Raw genomic sequence first — 18126 nt, forward strand, 5'->3', positions numbered from 1 at the left:
CGCTGCCGCTGGGCCTCGGCCCTGCATCAGCTATGCGTGTCATATTTGCCACGAGGCAAATAAAAGTCAAGCGCGAATCCCGATGATTCTTGCCTGTTGTGAGATTGTCACATTCGCGCGCGGCCGGGGCGCAGATTCCGGGGGTCCTTCAGGACAAACAGGCTGTCGTCGAGGCTCGCCACCTTGTCCAGACGGGTCAGGCGGACACGGGTGCCCTGCCCTTGCGGATCGGTGATGGTCCAGCCCACCAGCTTCATCGGACCGTCAGAGAAGGTGAGCGTGATCTGGCCTTCCGCCTCCTTCTTGCCGTCGCGGGCGGTGATCGAGAAGCCGTCGGCCAGACGGGTGACCCGAGTCACCTGCACCCCCCGGTCCAGGCGGATCTGTCGGGCCAGGAACAGGGACAGGGGCGTGGCGCCCAGGGGATAGGACTCGAAGGTCTTCAGCTTCGAATTGGCGACGGAGACCAGGCTGCCGTCGGAGACCACGAGCAGGCCGGACGGCGCGGCGTAGGCGAAACGGGCCTTGCCGGGTCGCTTCAGGAAAATCTCTCCCTGGGTCGTGACGCCCCGGGGATCGGTCTGGACGAAGGTCCCCTTGGCGTGGGTCAGGCCCTCGAGATAGGCCACGGCCTTGTTCACCAGGGCCTGGTCGGCGGCCGGCAGGGCGGCGAGGGCGGGTCCGGCGGCCAGCAGCCCGGCGAACGGCGCAGCGGCCAGGCCAAACGCCAGGGTCCGGCGGGTCAGTGCGGGGGTGCGGATCATCAAATCGGCTCCTTGAGTTCGGCGAACAGTCTATGGGCTGTCCACGGCGTCAATAGGGCGGGCGGCCTGTCCGGCGCCCAGGGAGGGCCTAACGGCCACGCTTGAGCTTCGTTCCGGCGCAGCCACAGCGCGCTTGTCGGCCCCACCTCTAGCCGCCGGCGGATGAATGGGTCATGTCCGGAGGGTTCAGCCCAGAGCCGGGAGGCCCGCCATGACGACCCTTTGCCGTGACCGCGCCTGGATCGACCGGGCCGTCCAGACCATTGAGGCCGACTTCAATCGCTCAGCCGACACCCACCTGCTCCGCGCGCCCCTGGCCGGGTCGGTGGATCTCTACTTCAAGGACGAGTCGACCCATCCAACCGGGAGCTTGAAGCATCGCCTGGCCCGGTCGCTGTTCCTCTACGCCCTGTGCAACGGCTGGATTGGGCCCAAGACCCCGATCATCGAGGCTTCCAGCGGTTCTACAGCGGTGTCGGAGGCCTATTTCGCCCGGTTGCTGGGTCTGCGGTTCATCGCGGTGATGCCCAGATCGACCTCCGCCGAGAAGGTGGCGCAGATCGAATTCCATGGGGGCGAGACCCATTTCGTCGACGCCGCCCACGAGGTCTATGCCCAGAGCACCCGTCTCGCCGCCGAGCTTTCCGGTCACTACATGGACCAGTTCACCTATGCGGAGCGGGCCACCGACTGGCGGGGCAATAACAATATCGCCCAGTCGATCTTCAGCCAGCTGGCCCAGGAGCCGCACCCGGTCCCCGCCTGGATCGCGGCCGGGGCGGGCACCGGCGGCACCACCGCGACCCTGGGCCGGTTCATCCGCTACAACCGTGCGCCCACCTGCCTGTGCCTGGCCGATCCGGAGGCCTCGGTCTTCCATCGCCATGTGGCGGATCGAGCGATCACCACCTGCGGCGACCCGGGCTCGATCATCGAGGGCATCGGCCGGGCCCGATGCGAGCCGTCCTTCAATCCCGAACTGATCGATCAGGCCATCGCGGTCCCCGACGCCGCCAGCATCGCCGGCGCCCGGGTTGCCTCGCGCCGGCTGGGCCGGTCCTGCGGCGGCTCCACGGGCACCAACCTGTTCGCCTGCGCCCAGGTGATCGAGGCCATGGCCGTCCGCGGGCAGGCGGGCTCGGTGGTCACCCTGCTGTGCGACTCCGGCGAGCGCTATGCCAGCACGCTTTCCAACCCTGACTGGCTGGCGGCCGCGGGCATTGAGACCGAACCCTACGAGGCGGCGCTGGAAGCCTTCTTCGACACCGGCCGGTTCAGGCTCTAGAGGCCAACCGAGCGCGCTCTAATCCACAGGCCAGGGCTGGCGGGCGCCGTCCAGCTTGTGGACCACGCCCCGGCGCATGACGAACTGAACCCGCTCGAGCTCGGTGACATCGCCGAGGGGACTGCTGGCCACGGCGATGATGTCTGCGGCCTTGCCCGGCTCCAGGGTCCCCAGGCTGGCTGACAGGCCCAGCAGGTCGGCGGCGTCCACCGTGGCGGAGCGGATGGCGCGGGCGGGCGTCATGCCGGCCTCGACCATCATCTTGAACTCTGTCGCGTTGTCCCCGTGGGCCGAGACGCCGGTGTCGGTGCCAAAGGCGATCTTCACCCCGGCCGCAGCATACTGCTCGATGTGCTTGGCATAGGCGATGCGGGCGGCCTCCTCGGCCTTGGCCAGGACGGCGGGGGGCCGCTGGCCGGCGCGCGCCTGGGCGACGGCGGCCTCAGGGGCGATCATGGTCGGCACCAGATAGGCGCCGGTCTGGCGGAAGAGGGCCAGGGTCTCGGCGTCGGTGAAGGTGGCGTGCTCGATGGAGTCCACCCCGGCGCGCAGGGCGCCTTCGATCCCGTCCTTGCCGTGGGCGTGGGCGGTGGCCTTGCGGCCAAAGGCGTGGGCGGTCTCGACGATGGCCTTCATCTCGTCATCGAACATCTGCCGGCCAAGGCCGCCAGCCACATTGGACAGCACCCCGCCGGTGGCGGCGAACTTGATCACCTGGGCGCCCTGGGAGACCTGGATGCGCACGGCCCGGCGGCAGGCCTCGGGGCCGTCGCAGGTGTTCACCGCCTCGGCGCGTTCCAGTTCCGCATAGCGCGGCGCCAGGCCGTTGGCGCCGTCCCCATGGCCGCCGCTGATGGAGATCATCCTTCCGGCGTTGACGATGGTCGGCCCCTCGATCAGGCCCTTCTCCACCCCGTCGCGCAGGGCGGTGATGGCGGCGGGCTCCGAGCCCAGGTCGCGGACGGTGGTGAAGCCGGCGCCCAGGGTGCGGCGCGCATTGTCCAGGGCGATGACGAAGCGGTCCTCTGGTCCGCGGCTCATGGCCTCCAGCCGGGCGGCGGTCTTGTCGTCGTCCGAGAAGATATGGACGTGGGAATCGATCAGGCCCGGCAGGACGAACTGGGTCGACAGGTCGATCAGCCGTACGCCGGCCGGCGCGGCCTGAAGGCCGTCGACGACCTGGACGATCCTGCCATCCTCGATCACCAGGGTTGATGCCCCCCGGGGGGACTGGCCTGGCCGGTCGAGCAGGCCGCCGGCGTGGATATAGGTCTGGGCGGCGATGGCGGAGGCGGGGGCCAGCAGGCAGAAGCCGGCGATGGCGAGCGCGATGGGTCGCAACATGATGTCTTTCCCCCCAGGGCCGCAAACATCGGCCTGATCTGCGGCAGTCTAGCCAGCCCCTCGCTCGGGTCCAGGGCGCCTGAGCCAGGCGATGGGCTCCCAGGCCGGGTCAGACCTTGCCAGCGCCGGCCCAAGCGCCCCACGCTGAGGGCGCTTCAGAGGGGTTTCCATGTCATTCGTACCCGCCGACTTCGCCATCCCTCAGGGATTTCGCACCCCTGATTTCGTCCTGCGGCCCCTGACCATTCACGACCTGATCAAGGACTACGCCGCGGTGATGAGCAGCCGGGAGCGGCTGCTGGGGGTGTTCGGTCCCGGCGCCGACTGGCCCCGGGCCGATATGAGCCTGGAGGAGGACCTGGTGGACCTGGGCTGGCACCAGGGCGAATTCGATCGACGGCGGTCCTTCGCCTACACCGTCATGGCCCTGCAGGACGGCGGCGGCGAGGGCGAGTGCCTGGGCTGCGCCTACATCTACCCCGCCGAACGGGCGGGCTATGAGGCCAAGGCCTATTGCTGGGTCCGGACCTCGGCCGCCGCCCTGGATGAGGCCCTGTTCACGGGCTTGCGCGACTGGGTCGCCGCGCAGTGGCCGTTCGCCCGGGTGGCCTATCCGGGGCGGGACATTTCCTGGGCCGACTGGGCCTCTATTTGATCACCAGGCCCTGGCCGGTGGGCAGTTCCAGGATCCGGTAGCCCCGGGGCAGCATCCACTGAACCTCGGCGACCATCTGCCGATTGTAGGCCATCCAGCCGAAGTCATCGAGGATCAGGACGCCGCCGGGAGAAATCCGGTCGAACAGCACGTCCAGGGCGCCGATCTCGGCCTCGGCGTTGTTCAGGTCCAGGTGCATGAAGGCGATCTTCTCGGGCGCCGCCTCGGCGAGGCTGTCGGGCACCCGACCCTGGGTGATGGTCACATTGGGCATGTCGGAAAACCGCGCCCGGACCTGATCGACCAGGGTTTCGCTGTGCTCCATCATGCTGTGATGAGGCATGGACTCGTCATGCTGGAAGAGGTCGTAGAGATAGTAGTGGCGGGAAAGGTGGGCGAAGCCGACGATCTCGGAGATGATCCGGGCCGAATTGCCCTTGTAGCAACCGCACTCCACGAAATCGCCCTCGACCCGCAGGGCCGAGCGGGCCGCCCAGGCCAGGGTCACGATCCGCCACAGGGCGCCCCGCTCAGCCACCGTCTGGGCGTTGCGCAGGAAGGCGTCCATAAGGACCTTGTCGTCGAGGAAGCCCAGGCGCTTGTCGAAGGTGATCAGGTTGTCGCCGACGAACACCCCCCGGGGCTCCACCAAGGACGTCGCCAGACCCTCCACCAGGTTGGTGATCGGCGCGCCATCCTTCAGGCCATAGAAGGCCCGGGGCATGATCGCCGTGGGATGCTCGAATTTGGTGGTGTCGGCCATGGCGCCTCCGGGGGTTTTGCCGCGGCAGACTTATCATGGTCTCTGGGCCGCGCCACCCGAGGGCGCACTGTCAGCCGGTGAGCCACCGGCGGGGGCGGCGGTCGCCCAGGTCGCGGCGCTCCCCGCTGGCCAGGCCAAGCGCCCGCATCCTCACCGGCGACAGGGGCGCCAGCGCCTGAACCGGCTCCTGCCCCCCGGCGGGACTGGCGGCGACCCGCAAACCCAGGCTGATCGCCATATCAACGGCGACCCACTCGGCCTGGGCCCGGTCGGCCCGCCCGATGGCGAAGTAGCGGCGGCCCTGTTCGGGATCGCGGCCGGGCTCCAGCAGCACCGCGACCACCCAGGCGGCGGGCGCCCGGGATTCGGCGGCGCGGGGATCTGTAGGCGGCGCGGTCATGTCGCCCTTCGGATCACGGATGGCGCGCCAAGCCAAGACCTTGCGACGGCCCTGGCTATTTCCACCGCGACACCCCATTTAAGCCCATGCGTCATCGGGCGTGTGCCGCGTCTCAAGCGGTCGAACCCCTCCGATGCGGCGCGATCCTGGTTTTTCATGTCTCCTCTGCTCATTGTGTCGGCGCTCTGCGTTGTCAGCGCCATCCTGGCCCCTTTGGCCTTCTCCCTGCTTGGCCTTCGGCCGCGCTGAGGTCCATCCTGCTGGCGCGCAAGCGCTCGCTGGTTTCGATGAACCTCCGGCGCGCCGGACCATTCCTTAAGAACAGCGGCGTCGGCCGCCTGGAGACCCCCCATGGCCAAGGGCCAGAAAAAGTCCAACAAAGAAGTCCGCAAGCCCAAGCAGGCCGCCGCGGCCAAGCCTGAGCCCGCGGCGCGGTCCTTCCTTGACGCCACTGGCGCCATGCCGGGCAAGAAGCGCTGATCGACGCCGCGGCCGGGGTGAGGCCCTCGACGTCCGAGATTGTCCACCAGACCGCCTATCGGTTTGCGCGGCCCGTGGTGCTGCATCCGCACAGGCTGATGCTGCGGCCACGGGACGGCCACGAACTGAGCGTGCTCGACTTCCAGCTCACCTGTTCGCCCGCCGCCGACATCACCTGGAGCCAGGATGTGTTCGGCAATCTCTGCGCGGTGGCGAGCTTCCACCAGACCGCCGAGACCCTGGTCATCGAAAGCCGCCTGCGGGTGGCCTCCCGCGCCCAGGCCTGGCCGGTCTTTCCCATCACGCCGGCGGCGCAGACCTATCCCTTCGCCTATGACGACGACGAGGCCGCCGATCTTGGCCGACTGCGCCTGCCCAACCCCGATCCAGACGTGGCGCGCTGGGCGCATGGCTTTGTCGCCCGCCCCGGGACCGACACCCTGTCCCTGCTGAAGGACCTCAACGCCGGGGTGCTCGGCGCAGCGGTCTATCGGGTTCGGGACGAAGAGGGCGTCCAGAGCGCCGGGGAAACCCTGCGCCTGGCCAGCGGATCCTGCCGCGACCTGGCCGCGCTGTTCATCGAGGCTGTCCGCCAGCTGGGCCTCGGCGCTCGCGCCGTCAGCGGCTACATGTTCGACGCCGATCAGGTCGAGCGGCAAGCCGACACCACCCATGCCTGGGCCGAGGTCTATCTGCCCGGCGCGGGCTGGATCACCTTCGACCCTACGCACAACAGCATCGGCTCGGCGGGCCTCATCCCCCTGGCGGTCGGCCGCTCAAACGCCCAGATCATGCCGGTGGCCGGAAGCTATGCGGGCGTGGCCAGCGACGCTCTTGGCATGGATGTCTCGGTTCGGATCACACCGGTTCGCTGAACGCCTTGATTGCGCCGCGCGCCTTTGGCAGCGTGGGCGCCAGAACATCCACGATCTGCGCCAAGGACCAGCCCATGACCCGCAACAGCCTCCGCACCCTGATGGCCGCCACCGTGGCGGTGGCCAGCCTCAGCGCCGCCTCGGCCCTGGCCAATCCCACCGCCAACAAATGCGCTTCGGCCCTCTCGCCGGAGGGCAGGCTGATGCACCAGACGGTCGCGCCGCATGTGCAGGCCGATTCCGACATCGAGAAGCTGATGCGCAAGCACCTGCGCGGCCTGGTCATGGGCGGCAAGCTGAAGCTGAAGACCGCCGAGGCCAATGGTCAGGCCGTCGGGCGCTGCCTCACCCTGCTCAAGGGCTAGGCTGAGCGCCCGCCCCGGCGACGGCGGCGGGGATGACGCCGTTGTCCAGCAGGGCGTGCAGCTCGCGCACATGGCTTTCCTCCCGCGGCCGGGGCGAAGGGTCTGAGATCATCACCACGGTGAGGTCGAGGCTCGGGACCACGAACAGCATCTGGCCGCCATAGCCCCAGGCGAAGCGGACGTCGTGGCCGCCGGCCTGCTTGGTGAACCAGCCATAGCCATAGTCGTGGCCGCTCCAGGGCGAGCGGGTTCGCGGCGTCCAGCTCTCTGTGATCCAGGCCTCGGGCAGGATGCGGACCCCATCGATCTCGCCCCCCAGGCGATAAAGCTCGCCAAATCGCAGCAGGTCGCGGGGAGACATCATCATGTCGTTGCCGCCGAAATAGACCCCTTGAGGATCCCGCAGCCAGGGCGGGATGCTCACCCCCAGGGGTTCGGCCAGCCAGTCACGGGCCATGCTGTGGGTGCTGGCCCCGGCCGCCTCGCTCAAGGCCGCCGACATCAGGTGCGAGGTTCCGGTGGAATAGATCATCCGCCCGCCCGGCTCGTCGTCGAAGGGCCTGGCGAGCGCGTGGCGCACCCAGTTCGGACTGGTCACCCAGGCGCCATAGTACTGGCCCGAGGTGCGGCCGAGACCGGCCTGCATCGACAAGAGATGGCCAACCTCGATCTCCTGCAGCCGCGGATCGCCCCCTGAGGGCAGGTCGCCCGCCAGCAGGGGGGCGATCTTCTGATCGGGACCGGTCAGTACGCCCCGGTCGATGGCGACGCCCACCAGGGCCGAAAGCACGGTCTTGGAGGCCGACTTGATGTTGACCGGCTGGTCGAGGCCTGGTCCCCGCAGGCGGTGCTCGGCCAGCACCTCCCCGTCCCGGGCGATGATCAGGGCGTGCAGATTGGGCAGGGCCCGGGCCTGCTCGACCACGGTGGCGATCTGCTGGGCGTCGAGACCCTGGGTCTCGACCGCCGGGGCGGTCTGGGCCTGGGCGCGCTCGGCGGCCGGGGTGGGAGAACAGGCGACAGCAAGGGCGCCGGCCAGGACAAGGGCCAGTCTCGGCGGAAAGTAGGAACTCATGGGAGAGAGGTAGGCGCCCCGGGCCCGCCGTTCCAGTGGCCGTGACGGCGCCGGGGGCTCAGGCCCGCCGCAGGACGCCCGTGGCCAGGGCTGGAATCAGATAACCCAGGAGCAGGACCGTATTGGGCGCGATATTGAGCGCGAACCCCGTCGCCGCCGACAGGGCGCCGTCAATGAGGTACCAGCCGACCACCGACAGGGTCACCCCCCGCCAGACCGGTCCGGCCCGGTCCCCCAGCAGGTCGATGGCCTTGAAGGCGGCCTCCAGGGTCAGCCACCAGCCCAGGGTGACCGCCCCCATCAGGGCGATGGCGAACCGCAGCGAACCGTCCATCTCCAGGGGAGACTCCGCGCCCAACAGGGCGAAGATCAGCCGCACAGGGCCGCTGGTCGCCTCGAACGCCGCCCCGGCCAGGACCAGGCCGAACCCGGCCACCGACAGCCGCCAGACCGCCATCCAAACCCGCCAGAAGCCCGTCATCACCATCTCCCTGGTCACCCTGGGGGCAGACTGGCCCCCGACCTCCGCAGGCGGCAATGACCTCGAGGGTCATGCCGTGCGGACGCCTCTTGGGGGACAGCTCAGCCTAGCTGGCTGGCGGCGGTTCGGGCGGCATGGGCGAGGGCCCGGGCGCGTCATACTTCTCGCCTTCCGGGTTGCTCGGCTGGACGTAGAAGAAGATCAGCACCAGCCAGCCAATCAACGGGATGAGGCCGATAAGCACCCACCAGCCGCTCCGGCCGGTGTCATGCAGCCGCCGGACGGCCATGCCCAGATTCGGCAGGAACAGGCCCAGGGTCAGCAGCAGAGTGAAGGGCTCCACGCCCCCAGAGGACAGGCCGTCATCCAGGATGCTCCCGGCGACGCCCGCAAGGAAGACCGCCAGAACCCACCACCAGAAGGTGGCGCGGCCGGTGCGCCCGTCGAATTTCATGTAGTTGGCGAAGCCGTATCTGACCGCCTCGATCATTATTCTGTCCTTCCGAAAGCCGCGCGGCGGGGACCCCAACTGAAAGCCCCCGTGCATCGGCCCTCGACTCTGGCGCGTCCTTGTCCAGGATCAAAGCCCCCGCGTGTGGGACCGCTGTAACCGGGCCCGGCGCGGCCCACGAGAGGACATTCCATGAGCGAGCAGGGCGGAGGCCTCGGCCGGGCGTCGACCCGGTGGTTCGGCAAGCCGGAGAGCGCCCTGGACGCGGCCGAACGGCGGGTCCTGGCGACGACGATCGACCGCAGCCCAGTGAGCCGGGACGTCAATGAATCCTTCGCCGGCGAGCAGACCTTCGGTCAGCGTCTGGCCGACCGGGTGGCGGCGGTGGGGGGGTCCTGGACCTTCATCCTGGCGTTCGCCGCCTTTCTCATCGCCTGGGCCTTGCTGAACCTGACCCTGGGGCGCGGCGCCTTCGACCCCTACCCCTTCATCTTCCTCAACCTGCTGCTCTCCATGCTGGCGGCCATCCAGGCGCCCTTCATCATGATGAGCCAGAACCGGCAGGCGGCGAAGGATCGGATCAACGCCGCCCACGACTACGAAGTGAACCTCAAGGCCGAGATCGAGATCATGGCCCTGCACGACAAGCTTGACCACCTGCGGGTCCAGCAGATCGAGGCCATACTGACGCGCCAGCAGGAGCAGCTCGACCTGATGCGCCAGCTGCTGGAGCGAGAGGCGGGGCGCGACGCAAGGCCGGCGTCGTAGAGACGGCAAGAGGGTCCGATGATGCTAAAGCAAGGCGGACCAGAAGACGCACAAGGACGCCCCATGCCCCGCGCCGCCGCCGACGCCCGCTTCTGGGACAAGATCGCCCGGAAGTACGCCACCGATCCCATCGCCGACTTGGCCGGCTACGAGCGCACCCTGGAGCGGACCCGGCACTATCTGAAACCCGGTGATGCGGTGCTGGAGTTTGGCTGCGGCACCGGGACCACCGCCCTGAAGCTGGCGCCTTCCGTGGCGCGCTATGTGGCGAGCGACCTCTCCAGCGAGATGATCGCCATCGCGCAGGACAAGGCGAAGGCCGAGGACATCGCCCACCTCACCTTCGCCGTGGCCACGCCAGAGGCCGGCCCCTGGCCGGACGGCGAGTTTGACGTGGCCCTGGGCTTCAACGTCCTGCACCTGGTGGCCGAGCGGGACGTGGCCCTGGCGAGCCTCCATCGGGTCCTGAAGCCTGGCGGGCTTCTGATCACCAAGACCCCCTGCCTGGCCGAGATGAGCCTGCTGCTGCGCCTGGCCCTGCCGCTCATGCTGCCGCTGATGCAGCTGATCGGCAAGGCGCCCCATGTGGCCTTTCTGTCGGCCAAGGACCTGGAGCGGGACCTGACGGCGGCGGGCTTCGAGATCATTGAGCGCGCCAGCCACGCCTCAAAGGGCAAGGACGCGCGCCCCTTCCTGGCGGCCCGCAGGCGCTAGTCACGCGGGGCGCTGTCGCATCGGCGAAAAAATGCCGGACTATTGTCGGGAAACGCCGGCGCGGGCCGTCCTAGGCTCGATCGGGCGCCCCCATCGGCTGACCTGCAAGCCCAGGAGCTAGACCATGACCTATATCGACGGTTTCGTGATCGCGGTCCCCACGGCCAACCGACAGAAATTCATCGACCATGCGCTGACCGGCAACAGCGTCTTCATGGAGCTGGGCGCCCTGCGCATCCTCGAATGCTGGGGCGACGATGTGCCCGAGGGCAAGCAGACCGACTTCCGCCGGGCGGTCCAGGCCACGGCGGAGGAGACCGTGGTCTTCTCCTGGATCGAATGGCCGGACAAGGCGACCCGGGACGCGGCCATGGCGCGGATGGAGTCGATGATGGCCACCGATCCGCGGATGAGCCCTGAGCACAATCCCATGCCCTTTGACGGGGCGCGGATGATCTTTGGCGGCTTCACCCCGGTGGTGACGCTGGAGGCCCCGGCGTCGAACGTGCAGGGCGACTTCATCTGGTACGAGCTGCTGACCACCGACGCCGAAGCCGCCCAGGCCTTCTATGGCCAGGTCCTGCCGTGGACCTTCGCCGATTCCGGCCAGGCCGACATGGACTACCGCCTCGTCAGCGCCCCGGAGCACGACGTGGCCGGCCTGATGGCCATCACGCCGGAGATGGCCGAGCATGGGGCGCGGCCGACCTGGCTTCCCTATCTGGCGGTCGATGATGTGGATGCGACCACAGCGGCCATCACCCAGAAGGGCGGGGCGGTGCAGATGCCGGCCATGGACGTGCCCATGGTCGGCCGCATGGCCATGGTCGCCGACCCGCAGGGCGCGACCCTCTATGTGATGACGCCCGCGGGCGGCGGCCGCAGCCTGGCCTTCGCCTCGGACCGACCCCGGATCGGCCACGCCGCCTGGAACGAGCTTCACACCCCCGACCAGGCCGGCGCCTGGAGCTTCTATGGGGATCTGTTCGGCTGGGCCCAGGACGGCGACATGGATATGGGCCCCATGGGCCGCTACCAGTTCATCCGCCACGGGGGCATGATCGGGGCCATGATGCCGGCCGAGGCGCCGGCCTGGACCGCCTATTTCCGCGTGCCCGACATCGACCTCGCCAAGGCCGCGGTGGAGGCCGCCGGCGGCCAGGTAGTCCAGGGCCCCGATGAAATCCCCGGCGGCGAGTTCTCGATGAACTGCCTCGACCCCCAAGGCGCGGCCTTCGGCCTGATCGGCTATCGCAAGGCTTAAGGACGGCGGGCGATAGTTCCTCTTCCACCGTCATGGCCCGGCTCGACCGGGCCATCCATGAACACCGACGAACGGCCGTGTGCATGGGCCCTCGGATCAAGTCCGAGGGCGACGGGGGTTAGTTGGGGAAGCCCGCCTCCGCCAGTCGGCGCACATTCTCGATGCCGCGGCGCATATAGGTCCGCCAGAACAGCGCGATCAGCAGCGAAAGCGGCGCGGCCATCAGGGCTGAGCGGGGCACGAAGGTATAGCGCCAGCTGATCTCCGTCCGCCCCGGCGCGACCTCCACAAAGGTCCACTCGCCAAAGGCCGCCTCGGTAAGGCGCGCCAGCGGCCCTGAGAACCCGCCCACCCGATAGGCGAAGCGGGCCCGGCCGCCGCTGGGCGCGGCCCCATCGCAGGGATCGCTGGCCAGGATCTCCTCGCGCACCGCCGACCCATCCGCCAGATGCACCTGCCGCGCACTCCCCACCACGTCCCAAGCCCCCGTCTGGCCGCCGGTCCGCAGAACGGCGGGGATGGGGCCGGAGCCCTTGGGGAAGACCTCGGCCAGGTCGATCGGCACAAAGACGGCCCAGACTTGCGCGAGGGGGGCCGTGGCGGCGGTTGTCACCTGGGCGGAGGGGCCGGCGGGACGGTGATCTGGAGACGCTGGCATGTGATCTCTCGGAGTGATGGCAACCGGCGATTATCACCCTGGAAAGTAGCGCGTGTCTCACCTCACTCGTATCGTCATCCTGGGCCTCGTGCCCAGGATCCCTCGCGACGCTCGCGCCTGCCATCAACAGGTATGCTCGGCACGAGGCCGAGTATGACGAGGTGGGGGTGAGGGAAATCCGCGCCAAAGGTCTGCAACTCGTGTGTGTCCCAACTTCCAGACCTGAGCGAGGGAGGCTGAGGCTGCGGTCGAGACCTGTTTGGAGGGGCCGGCGGGGGGCTGCGTCGTGGAGGTCAGCACTAGGGGCGGGCTCCAAGGGAGGGGGCGGGCATCACTCTCGCTTCGGACGTGGTGTGTCCCAACTCCTGTTTCAGCGCCAGCATACCTTCCCGCCTAACGCCACCGCACCTCGCCCGAGAAACTGGGGACACACACCACTTAACTGGACGCTGCTGTGCGGCGATAGGCGTGCGCCCCCAAAGGCGGGACCAGTTCAACGTTGGCGGCTTGAACTCAGACTCTGGCGGAGAGGGTGGGATTCGAACCCACGGTACCGGTAAAGGTACGCCGCATTTCGAGTGCGGTGCTTTCGACCACTCAGCCACCTCTCCTAGGGCCAGCAAGGGGGCCTGGGATGAGCAGGCCCGCTGAGCGAGGCGCGGAACCTACTCAGGTCGGGCTTGCTCCGCAAGCGGCGGATGCTCAGTCCATCAGCCGCTGCATCAGATACGCGTAGTGCCGGGCCCAGCGGGCGGCGTTCAGCTTCGGGTCGGCGTCGTTGGCGTGGCCGCCAAAGGTGGGCTCGTAATAGATGACGGGGACGTCCAGGGCCTCCAGGGCGGCGGCGAACTTGCGGGCATGGCCTGGATGGACCCGGTCGTCGCGGGTGTTGGTGGTGATGTAGGCCTCCGGGTAGCTCGTCCCGGCCTGCAGGTTCTGCTGGGCCGAGTAGCGGGCGATGAAGGCGTAGTCCTCGGGGACTTCGGGGTCGCCATATTCCCCGATCCAGGAGGCGCCGGCCGGCAGGCGGTGATAGCGCAGCATGTCGATCAGCGGGCTCTCGATCACCACGGCGTTCCACAGCTCCGGATGCTGGGTCATGGACACGCTGGTCAGCACGCCCCCGTTGGAGCGGCCATAGATGCCTAGGCGCCGGGGCGAGGTGATCTTTCGGGCGCTCAGGTCCCGGGCGATGGCGGCGAAATCATCAAAGGCCAGCTGGCGGTTTTCCCGCAGCACCGCCTGGTGCCAGGCCGGGCCGAACTCGCCGCCGCCGCGGATATTGGCCAGGACAAAGGCGCCGCCCCTGGCCATCCACAGCTTGCCGGCCTCGGGCATGTAGCGGGGCGGCATGGCGATCTCGAACCCCCCATAGCCCAGCATCAGGGTGGGGATCTGGCCATCCAGGGCCGCAGCCTTGGGCCGGACCACGAAATAGGGGATCTGGGCGCCGTCGCTGGAGGTCGCCCAATGCTGCTCCACCAGATGGGTGGTGGGATCAAACCGGTCGGGCAGGGCGGCGACCTGACGGGCGGAGCCCAGTCCGGCGTCGGCCAGCCACAGGCTGGTGGGGGTCAGGAAGCCCTCGACCTTGAGGAACACGGCCTCATCGCGGCCGGAGACCGCCTGCAGCACGATGTTGGACTCCGCCGGCAGGTCCAGGCGGGTGGCCCGCCACTGGCCGCCGGTGAAATCATGGACGTCCAAGGCGCCCTGCACATCCTCCAGCAGGGCGACGACCAGCCGGCCCTTGGTGGCGCGGACCTGCTGGATGGCCTGGCGCGGACCGGGCGCGAAGACCAGCCTGGCCTTGGCGCCGGCCGGGTCAGCCTTCAGGGCTGTGAGGTCAAAGGCGACCAGGGCGCCCTGGGGCAGGTCGCCCTGGGCCTCCTGCAGGGAAAACACCACCTGGCCGTCCACATAGGCCTCATAGCTGGCCTTCTTCGGCAGGGGCAGGCGGACGGGCTCAGGCCCGCCCAGCAGCATGTAGTCGCTGTCGTAGAAGGTGACGCCGCGCCGCGCGATCACCGCATCTGCCCGGCCGCCCTCGCCCCGCAGGACCAGGGGCGAGACCGAGACGTCGGTGGCCTGGCCGCGATAGAGCTCGGTCGCCGTCCCGTCCCGGGCCAGCGATTTCAGCACATAGGCGTAGCCGGACTCCGTGACCTCCCCCGGAACCCATTCGCGGGCCACCAGCAGGGTGTCGGCGTCGAGCCAGGCCACGCTCTGCTTGCCCTCGGGCAAGGTGAAGCCGCCGGCGACGAAGGTTCTGGCGGTGGTGTCGAACTCGCGGATCTCGACGGCGTCGCCGCCCCCGTCCGACAGCTCCACGAGGCACAGGGTCTCGGCGGGCTTCAGGCAGTCGGCGCCATGGAAGAACCAGTTGCGGTTCTCGGTCTTCGCTAAAGCGTCCATGTCCAGGACCGGCGCCCAGTCCGGCGTTCCGGCGGCGTAGGAGGCGAGGCTCGCATGGCGCCACAGGCCGTGGGGGTTGGCGTCGTCCTGCCAGAGATTGTCCACGCCGCCGGCCCGGAAGCTGGGCGTGGAGATGCGGTCCTGGGCGCTGAAGATGGCCTGGGCCTCGGCCAGCAGGGTCTCGTAGCGCGGATCGCCGTCGAGCCTGGCCTGCGCCTTGGCGTTCTGGTCTTCGACCCAGGCCATGGCGCGGGCGCCATCGACCTCTTCCAGCCACTGGAAGGGATCAGGGGCGCCGGCGCGCGGGGGGCCAGAGGCCTGGGCCAAGGCGGCCGCGGGGACGAGAAGAGCGGCGCAGAGCAGGGGAAGCAGGGTGTTCATGCCCCTTTCCTAGAACTGCGGGGGCCGATCTGTCTTCCCCCGCCGCGTCGGGCGGGATGATTTGGTGAGGCTTCTGCCCTATATGTCGGCCGCTATGAGCCGTCCGTTCCTGAAGATGAACGGGCTCGGCAACGACTTCGTCGTGGTCGAGGCCCGCACCGAGCCCTTCGCGCCCAGCGCCGAAGAGGTGCGCGCTATCGCTGACCGCGAGCGCGGGATCGGCTGTGACCAGCTGATCTCCATTGAGCCGACCGCCGGCGAGGCCGATGTGCGGGTGCGGTTCTGGAACGCCGATGGCGAAGAGGTCGGGGCCTGCGGCAACGGCTCGCGCTGCGTCGGCTGGCTGGTCATGGAGGCCGCCGGCCGTGATCAGGCCGTGCTGGAGGTGGGCGATCGCCTGCTGCGCACCACCCGGGCCGGCGAGGGGCTGGTCAGCGTCGACATGGGCGCGCCCGGCCTCGACTGGACCGACATCCCCTTAGACGAGCCGATGGACACCAAGGGGATCGAGCTGCAAGTCGGCCCGATCGATGCGCCGCTGCTGCATACGCCCGGCGCCGTCTCCATGGGCAATCCTCATGTGGTCTTCTTCGTCGACGATATCGAGACCGCCCCGGTGGCTGAGGTCGGCCCGATGATCGAGCATCACCGGCTGTTTCCTGAAGGGGTCAATGTCGGCTTCGCCCAGGTTATCGCCCGCGATCATATCCGCCTGCGGGTCTGGGAACGCGGCGCCGGCCTGACCAAGGCCTGCGGCACCGGGGCCTGCGCGGCGCTGGTCGCCTGCGCCCGGCGGGGCCTGACCGACCGGACGGCGCGCCTGGAGCTGGACGGCGGCGACCTGACCATCGAATGGCGCGAGGCCGACAACCACGTAATCATGACCGGGCCGGCCAGCCTCGACTTCACCGGAACCCTGCCATGAGCGGAGAGACCACGCCGGGCGTGGACATCGTCACCTTCGGCTGCCGGCTGAACGCCTATGAGAGCGAGGTCATCCGCGCCCGGGCCGGTGAGGATGGTCTGACCGACGCCATCGTCTTCAACACCTGCGCGGTGACGAACGAGGCGGTGCGCCAGGCCCGCCAGGCGATCCGCAAGGCCCGCCGCGAGCGGCCCGGCGCCAAGCTGATCGTCACCGGCTGCGCGGCCCAGATCGACCCGGCGGCGTTCGCGGCCATGGACGAGGTCGATCTCGTCCTGGGCAACGCCGAAAAGAGCGCGGCCGGCGCCTATCTGGACCGGCCTGCCGAGGGCCGGGTGCGGGTCAACGACATCATGAGCGTGCGCGAGACCGCCGGCCATCTGATCGATGGGCTCAAGGACCGGGCGCGGGCCTATGTGGAGGTCCAGAACGGCTGCGACCACCGCTGCACCTTCTGCATCATCCCCTTTGGCCGCGGCAATTCCCGCTCCGCCCCGGCCGGCGAGGTGGTCGAGCAGGTTCGCCGCCTGGCCGCCGAGGGCTATGCCGAGGTGGTGCTGACCGGGGTGGACGTCACCAGCTGGGGCGCCGACCTGCCGGGCCAGCCGAGCCTTGGCCAGCTGGTCGGGCGGATCCTGCGGCTGGTCCCCGAACTGCCCCGCCTGCGGCTGTCGTCCATCGATGCGGCCGAGATCGACGCCGACCTGCTGGCCCTGTTCGCCCGTGAGCCACGGCTGGCGCCCTATCTGCATCTGTCGCTGCAGGCCGGCGACGACATGATCCTCAAGCGCATGAAGCGCCGCCACAGCCGGGCCGACGCCCTGCGGCTGATCGCCGAGGTCCGCGCCGTGCGCCCCGATGTGGCCTTCGGCGCCGACCTGATCGCGGGCTTCCCCACCGAGACGGACGCCATGTTCGCCAACACCCTGGCCTTGGTCGACGAGGCGGGGCTGGCCTATCTGCACGTCTTCCCGTTCAGCCCCCGGCCGGGCACGCCGGCCGCGCGGATGCCGCAGCTGCCGCGGGCGGAGATCAAGGCGCGCGCGGCGGCCTTGCGCGCTGCGGGTGCGGCGGCTCTGGAGCGTCACCTCCAGGCGCAGGTGGGCCGCACAGTCGAAGCCCTGATCGAACGCCCCGGCTTGGCCCGCGCGCCGGACTTCACCGAGATCGTCTTCGAGGGCGAGGCGCTGGTCGGCCAGATCACGCCCCTGCGCATCACCGGCCACTCAGGCGGCAAGGCCCACGCGGTCCTCCCGGTCCTGGCGGCGGCGGAGTAGGCGCCTAGTCCTCGTCCGGGGTGGCGCGGCCGGGGAAGCCGGGCAGGGACCAGCGAAAGAGGATGGCGCCGGCGCGGATGGCCAGGCCAACCGCGAAGCCCGCCACAGCGGCTGGCATCTGGGGGACGCCCAGCACCGTCAGGACGACGAACACGCCGGCCCCCACCAGGGCGGCCGACACATAGATCTCGCGCTTGAGCAGCACCGAGGGCTCTTCGGCCAGCACGTCACGCAGAACCCCACCAAAGGTGGCGGTCAACACCCCCATCACCACCGCAGCCCCTGCCGGGACGCCGAAGGCCAGGGCCTTGGCCGCGCCGACCACGGCGTAGGCGCAGAGGCCCAGCGCGTCGAGCCAGGTCAGGATGAACAGCCGGGCCTTGCCGGCGCCAAACAGCCAGACGGCCAGCGCCGCCACCAGGGGGGCGATCAGATATTCCGGCCGCACCACCCAGAAGACCGGGGCGTCGATCAGCAGGTCGCGCAGGGTGCCGCCGCCGACGCCGGTGACCGCGGCGAAGAAGGTGAAGGTGACGATGTCGTGCTTGCGCCGGGCCGCAGCCAGGGCGCCCGAGGCGCCGAACACGAACACGGCGGCATAGTCCAGCCAGCTGAGCGCCGCTCCCAGGCCTTCTTCCATGACGTAAGCTCCCTGACCGGCCGGCGCGAAGGGCGATGCTAGCCCCTAGAGCCTGATACGATCAGACGGTATCGTCTGATCGTTGAATCAGGCTCTAAAGTCTAAGTCTTGAGCGCGTTTCGTTCCGATAACCGGTTCCCACTTGT

20 protein-coding genes and 1 tRNA gene are annotated in these 18126 nt (G+C 69.2%); 10 read left to right on the forward strand and 11 right to left on the reverse strand.

Translation table 11 applies throughout. The annotated features are described in order from the left end of the window. Positions 1 to 107 precede the first annotated feature (107 nt). Positions 108 to 764: an outer-membrane lipoprotein carrier protein LolA gene (locus Q8K84_RS00480; protein WP_305279468.1), complete on the reverse strand. Its 657-nt coding sequence runs from the start codon at positions 762 to 764 to the stop codon at positions 108 to 110. Positions 765 to 975: 211 nt separating this feature from the next. Between Q8K84_RS00480 and Q8K84_RS00485 the strand changes: the two genes are divergently transcribed. Then, complete coding sequence (locus Q8K84_RS00485; protein ID WP_305279472.1) at positions 976 to 2049, forward strand: PLP-dependent cysteine synthase family protein; 1074 nt, start codon at positions 976 to 978, stop codon at positions 2047 to 2049. A gap of 18 nt (positions 2050 to 2067) precedes the next feature. On the opposite strand, the gene Q8K84_RS00490 is transcribed toward Q8K84_RS00485, so the two are convergent. Then, positions 2068 to 3393, reverse strand: coding sequence for an amidohydrolase family protein (locus tag Q8K84_RS00490; protein ID WP_305279475.1), 1326 nt, complete (start codon positions 3391 to 3393; stop codon positions 2068 to 2070). Between the two features lie 169 nt (positions 3394 to 3562). On the opposite strand from Q8K84_RS00490, the gene Q8K84_RS00495 reads away from it, so the two are divergent. Continuing rightward, positions 3563 to 4048 carry a hypothetical protein gene (locus Q8K84_RS00495; protein ID WP_305279479.1) on the forward strand — a complete coding sequence of 162 codons (486 nt, stop codon included), beginning with the start codon at positions 3563 to 3565 and terminating at the stop codon, positions 4046 to 4048. On the opposite strand, the gene Q8K84_RS00500 is transcribed toward Q8K84_RS00495, so the two are convergent. Both Q8K84_RS00500 and Q8K84_RS00505 read right to left on the reverse strand, forming a co-directional pair. Then, positions 4041 to 4811, reverse strand: a complete 771-nt coding sequence (locus Q8K84_RS00500; protein WP_305279482.1) for a TylF/MycF/NovP-related O-methyltransferase — start codon at positions 4809 to 4811, stop codon at positions 4041 to 4043. The genes Q8K84_RS00495 and Q8K84_RS00500 overlap by 8 nt on opposite strands. Positions 4812 to 4881: 70 nt before the next feature. Beyond that, positions 4882 to 5211 (reverse strand): hypothetical protein, encoded by a 330-nt coding sequence (locus Q8K84_RS00505; RefSeq protein WP_305279485.1) that lies wholly within the window; start codon positions 5209 to 5211, stop codon positions 4882 to 4884. A 351-nt stretch (positions 5212 to 5562) separates the two neighbouring features. On the opposite strand from Q8K84_RS00505, the gene Q8K84_RS00510 reads away from it, so the two are divergent. The 3 genes from Q8K84_RS00510 (at position 5563) to Q8K84_RS00520 (ending at position 6931) form a co-directional block, all read left to right on the forward strand. After that, positions 5563 to 5691, forward strand: a complete 129-nt coding sequence (locus Q8K84_RS00510) for a hypothetical protein (protein WP_305279488.1) — start codon at positions 5563 to 5565, stop codon at positions 5689 to 5691. 17 nt (positions 5692 to 5708) lie between these two features. Continuing rightward, positions 5709 to 6566: a transglutaminase family protein gene (locus Q8K84_RS00515; RefSeq protein WP_305279491.1), complete on the forward strand. Its 858-nt coding sequence runs from the start codon at positions 5709 to 5711 to the stop codon at positions 6564 to 6566. A 74-nt stretch (positions 6567 to 6640) separates the two neighbouring features. Further along, positions 6641 to 6931, forward strand: coding sequence for a hypothetical protein (locus Q8K84_RS00520; protein WP_305279494.1), 291 nt, complete (start codon positions 6641 to 6643; stop codon positions 6929 to 6931). Here the strand turns inward: Q8K84_RS00520 and Q8K84_RS00525 are convergent. From Q8K84_RS00525 to Q8K84_RS00535, 3 genes are all read right to left on the reverse strand, one after another. Further along, positions 6921 to 8006, reverse strand: coding sequence for a serine hydrolase (locus Q8K84_RS00525; RefSeq protein WP_305279498.1), 1086 nt, complete (start codon positions 8004 to 8006; stop codon positions 6921 to 6923). The genes Q8K84_RS00520 and Q8K84_RS00525 overlap by 11 nt on opposite strands. Before the next feature lie 58 nt (positions 8007 to 8064). Beyond that, on the reverse strand, positions 8065 to 8487 hold the full coding sequence (locus tag Q8K84_RS00530; RefSeq protein ID WP_305279503.1) for a hypothetical protein: 423 nt from the start codon (positions 8485 to 8487) through the stop codon (positions 8065 to 8067). Positions 8488 to 8593: 106 nt separating this feature from the next. After that, entirely contained in the window at positions 8594 to 8977 is a 384-nt protein-coding gene (locus Q8K84_RS00535) for a DUF805 domain-containing protein (protein ID WP_305279505.1), read from the reverse strand. A 153-nt stretch (positions 8978 to 9130) separates the two neighbouring features. Between Q8K84_RS00535 and Q8K84_RS00540 the strand changes: the two genes are divergently transcribed. From Q8K84_RS00540 to Q8K84_RS00550, 3 genes are all read left to right on the forward strand, one after another. Continuing rightward, positions 9131 to 9706: a DUF1003 domain-containing protein gene (locus tag Q8K84_RS00540; RefSeq protein WP_305279507.1), complete on the forward strand. Its 576-nt coding sequence runs from the start codon at positions 9131 to 9133 to the stop codon at positions 9704 to 9706. Positions 9707 to 9769: 63 nt separating this feature from the next. Further along, a complete protein-coding gene (locus Q8K84_RS00545) occupies positions 9770 to 10420 on the forward strand; it encodes a class I SAM-dependent methyltransferase (RefSeq protein ID WP_305279510.1) in 651 nt (216 codons plus the stop codon). Positions 10421 to 10544: 124 nt separating this feature from the next. Further along, on the forward strand, positions 10545 to 11684 hold the full coding sequence (locus tag Q8K84_RS00550; RefSeq protein WP_305279513.1) for a DUF1428 family protein: 1140 nt from the start codon (positions 10545 to 10547) through the stop codon (positions 11682 to 11684). A gap of 118 nt (positions 11685 to 11802) precedes the next feature. Here Q8K84_RS00550 and Q8K84_RS00555 read toward each other — a convergent pair whose 3' ends face one another. The 3 genes from Q8K84_RS00555 to Q8K84_RS00565 form a co-directional block, all read right to left on the reverse strand. Next, on the reverse strand, positions 11803 to 12342 hold the full coding sequence (locus Q8K84_RS00555) for an SRPBCC family protein (RefSeq protein WP_305279516.1): 540 nt from the start codon (positions 12340 to 12342) through the stop codon (positions 11803 to 11805). Positions 12343 to 12863: 521 nt separating this feature from the next. Beyond that, a tRNA-Ser gene (locus Q8K84_RS00560) sits at positions 12864 to 12953 on the reverse strand. Between the two features lie 91 nt (positions 12954 to 13044). After that, positions 13045 to 15138 (reverse strand): prolyl oligopeptidase family protein, encoded by a 2094-nt coding sequence (locus Q8K84_RS00565; RefSeq protein ID WP_305279518.1) that lies wholly within the window; start codon positions 15136 to 15138, stop codon positions 13045 to 13047. 94 nt (positions 15139 to 15232) lie between these two features. On the opposite strand from Q8K84_RS00565, the gene dapF reads away from it, so the two are divergent. Beyond that, positions 15233 to 16063 (forward strand): diaminopimelate epimerase, encoded by an 831-nt coding sequence (gene dapF / locus Q8K84_RS00570; protein ID WP_305280017.1) that lies wholly within the window; start codon positions 15233 to 15235, stop codon positions 16061 to 16063. Then, positions 16060 to 17340: a tRNA (N(6)-L-threonylcarbamoyladenosine(37)-C(2))-methylthiotransferase MtaB gene (gene mtaB / locus Q8K84_RS00575; RefSeq protein WP_305279522.1), complete on the forward strand. Its 1281-nt coding sequence runs from the start codon at positions 16060 to 16062 to the stop codon at positions 17338 to 17340. Before dapF ends, mtaB begins: the two co-directional genes overlap by 4 nt. A 4-nt stretch (positions 17341 to 17344) precedes the next feature. Here the strand turns inward: mtaB and Q8K84_RS00580 are convergent, their stop codons facing one another. Next, a complete protein-coding gene (locus Q8K84_RS00580; RefSeq protein WP_305279524.1) occupies positions 17345 to 17980 on the reverse strand; it encodes a trimeric intracellular cation channel family protein in 636 nt (211 codons plus the stop codon). Positions 17981 to 18126 lie beyond the last annotated feature (146 nt).

It is taken from the genome of Phenylobacterium sp. (genome assembly GCF_030679875.1).
GTDB lineage: Bacteria > Pseudomonadota > Alphaproteobacteria > Caulobacterales > Caulobacteraceae > Phenylobacterium.

Bases quoted from the DNA above. Each gene is read 5' to 3' on its own strand.
- Q8K84_RS00480 (WP_305279468.1), bottom strand. From the start codon at position 764: ATGATCCGCACCCCCGCACTGACCCGCCGGACCCTGGCGTTTGGCCTG.
- Q8K84_RS00485 (WP_305279472.1), top strand. From the start codon at position 976: ATGACGACCCTTTGCCGTGACCGCGCCTGGATCGACCGGGCCGTCCAG.
- Q8K84_RS00490 (WP_305279475.1), bottom strand. From the start codon at position 3,393: ATGTTGCGACCCATCGCGCTCGCCATCGCCGGCTTCTGCCTGCTGGCC.
- Q8K84_RS00495 (WP_305279479.1), top strand. From the start codon at position 3,563: ATGTCATTCGTACCCGCCGACTTCGCCATCCCTCAGGGATTTCGCACC.
- Q8K84_RS00500 (WP_305279482.1), bottom strand. From the start codon at position 4,811: ATGGCCGACACCACCAAATTCGAGCATCCCACGGCGATCATGCCCCGG.
- Q8K84_RS00505 (WP_305279485.1), bottom strand. From the start codon at position 5,211: ATGACCGCGCCGCCTACAGATCCCCGCGCCGCCGAATCCCGGGCGCCC.
- Q8K84_RS00510 (WP_305279488.1), top strand. From the start codon at position 5,563: ATGGCCAAGGGCCAGAAAAAGTCCAACAAAGAAGTCCGCAAGCCCAAG.
- Q8K84_RS00520 (WP_305279494.1), top strand. From the start codon at position 6,641: ATGACCCGCAACAGCCTCCGCACCCTGATGGCCGCCACCGTGGCGGTG.
- Q8K84_RS00525 (WP_305279498.1), bottom strand. From the start codon at position 8,006: ATGAGTTCCTACTTTCCGCCGAGACTGGCCCTTGTCCTGGCCGGCGCC.
- Q8K84_RS00530 (WP_305279503.1), bottom strand. From the start codon at position 8,487: ATGACGGGCTTCTGGCGGGTTTGGATGGCGGTCTGGCGGCTGTCGGTG.
- Q8K84_RS00535 (WP_305279505.1), bottom strand. From the start codon at position 8,977: ATGATCGAGGCGGTCAGATACGGCTTCGCCAACTACATGAAATTCGAC.
- Q8K84_RS00540 (WP_305279507.1), top strand. From the start codon at position 9,131: ATGAGCGAGCAGGGCGGAGGCCTCGGCCGGGCGTCGACCCGGTGGTTC.
- Q8K84_RS00545 (WP_305279510.1), top strand. From the start codon at position 9,770: ATGCCCCGCGCCGCCGCCGACGCCCGCTTCTGGGACAAGATCGCCCGG.
- Q8K84_RS00550 (WP_305279513.1), top strand. From the start codon at position 10,545: ATGACCTATATCGACGGTTTCGTGATCGCGGTCCCCACGGCCAACCGA.
- Q8K84_RS00555 (WP_305279516.1), bottom strand. From the start codon at position 12,342: ATGCCAGCGTCTCCAGATCACCGTCCCGCCGGCCCCTCCGCCCAGGTG.
- Q8K84_RS00565 (WP_305279518.1), bottom strand. From the start codon at position 15,138: ATGAACACCCTGCTTCCCCTGCTCTGCGCCGCTCTTCTCGTCCCCGCG.
- dapF (WP_305280017.1), top strand. From the start codon at position 15,233: ATGAGCCGTCCGTTCCTGAAGATGAACGGGCTCGGCAACGACTTCGTC.
- mtaB (WP_305279522.1), top strand. From the start codon at position 16,060: ATGAGCGGAGAGACCACGCCGGGCGTGGACATCGTCACCTTCGGCTGC.
- Q8K84_RS00580 (WP_305279524.1), bottom strand. From the start codon at position 17,980: ATGGAAGAAGGCCTGGGAGCGGCGCTCAGCTGGCTGGACTATGCCGCC.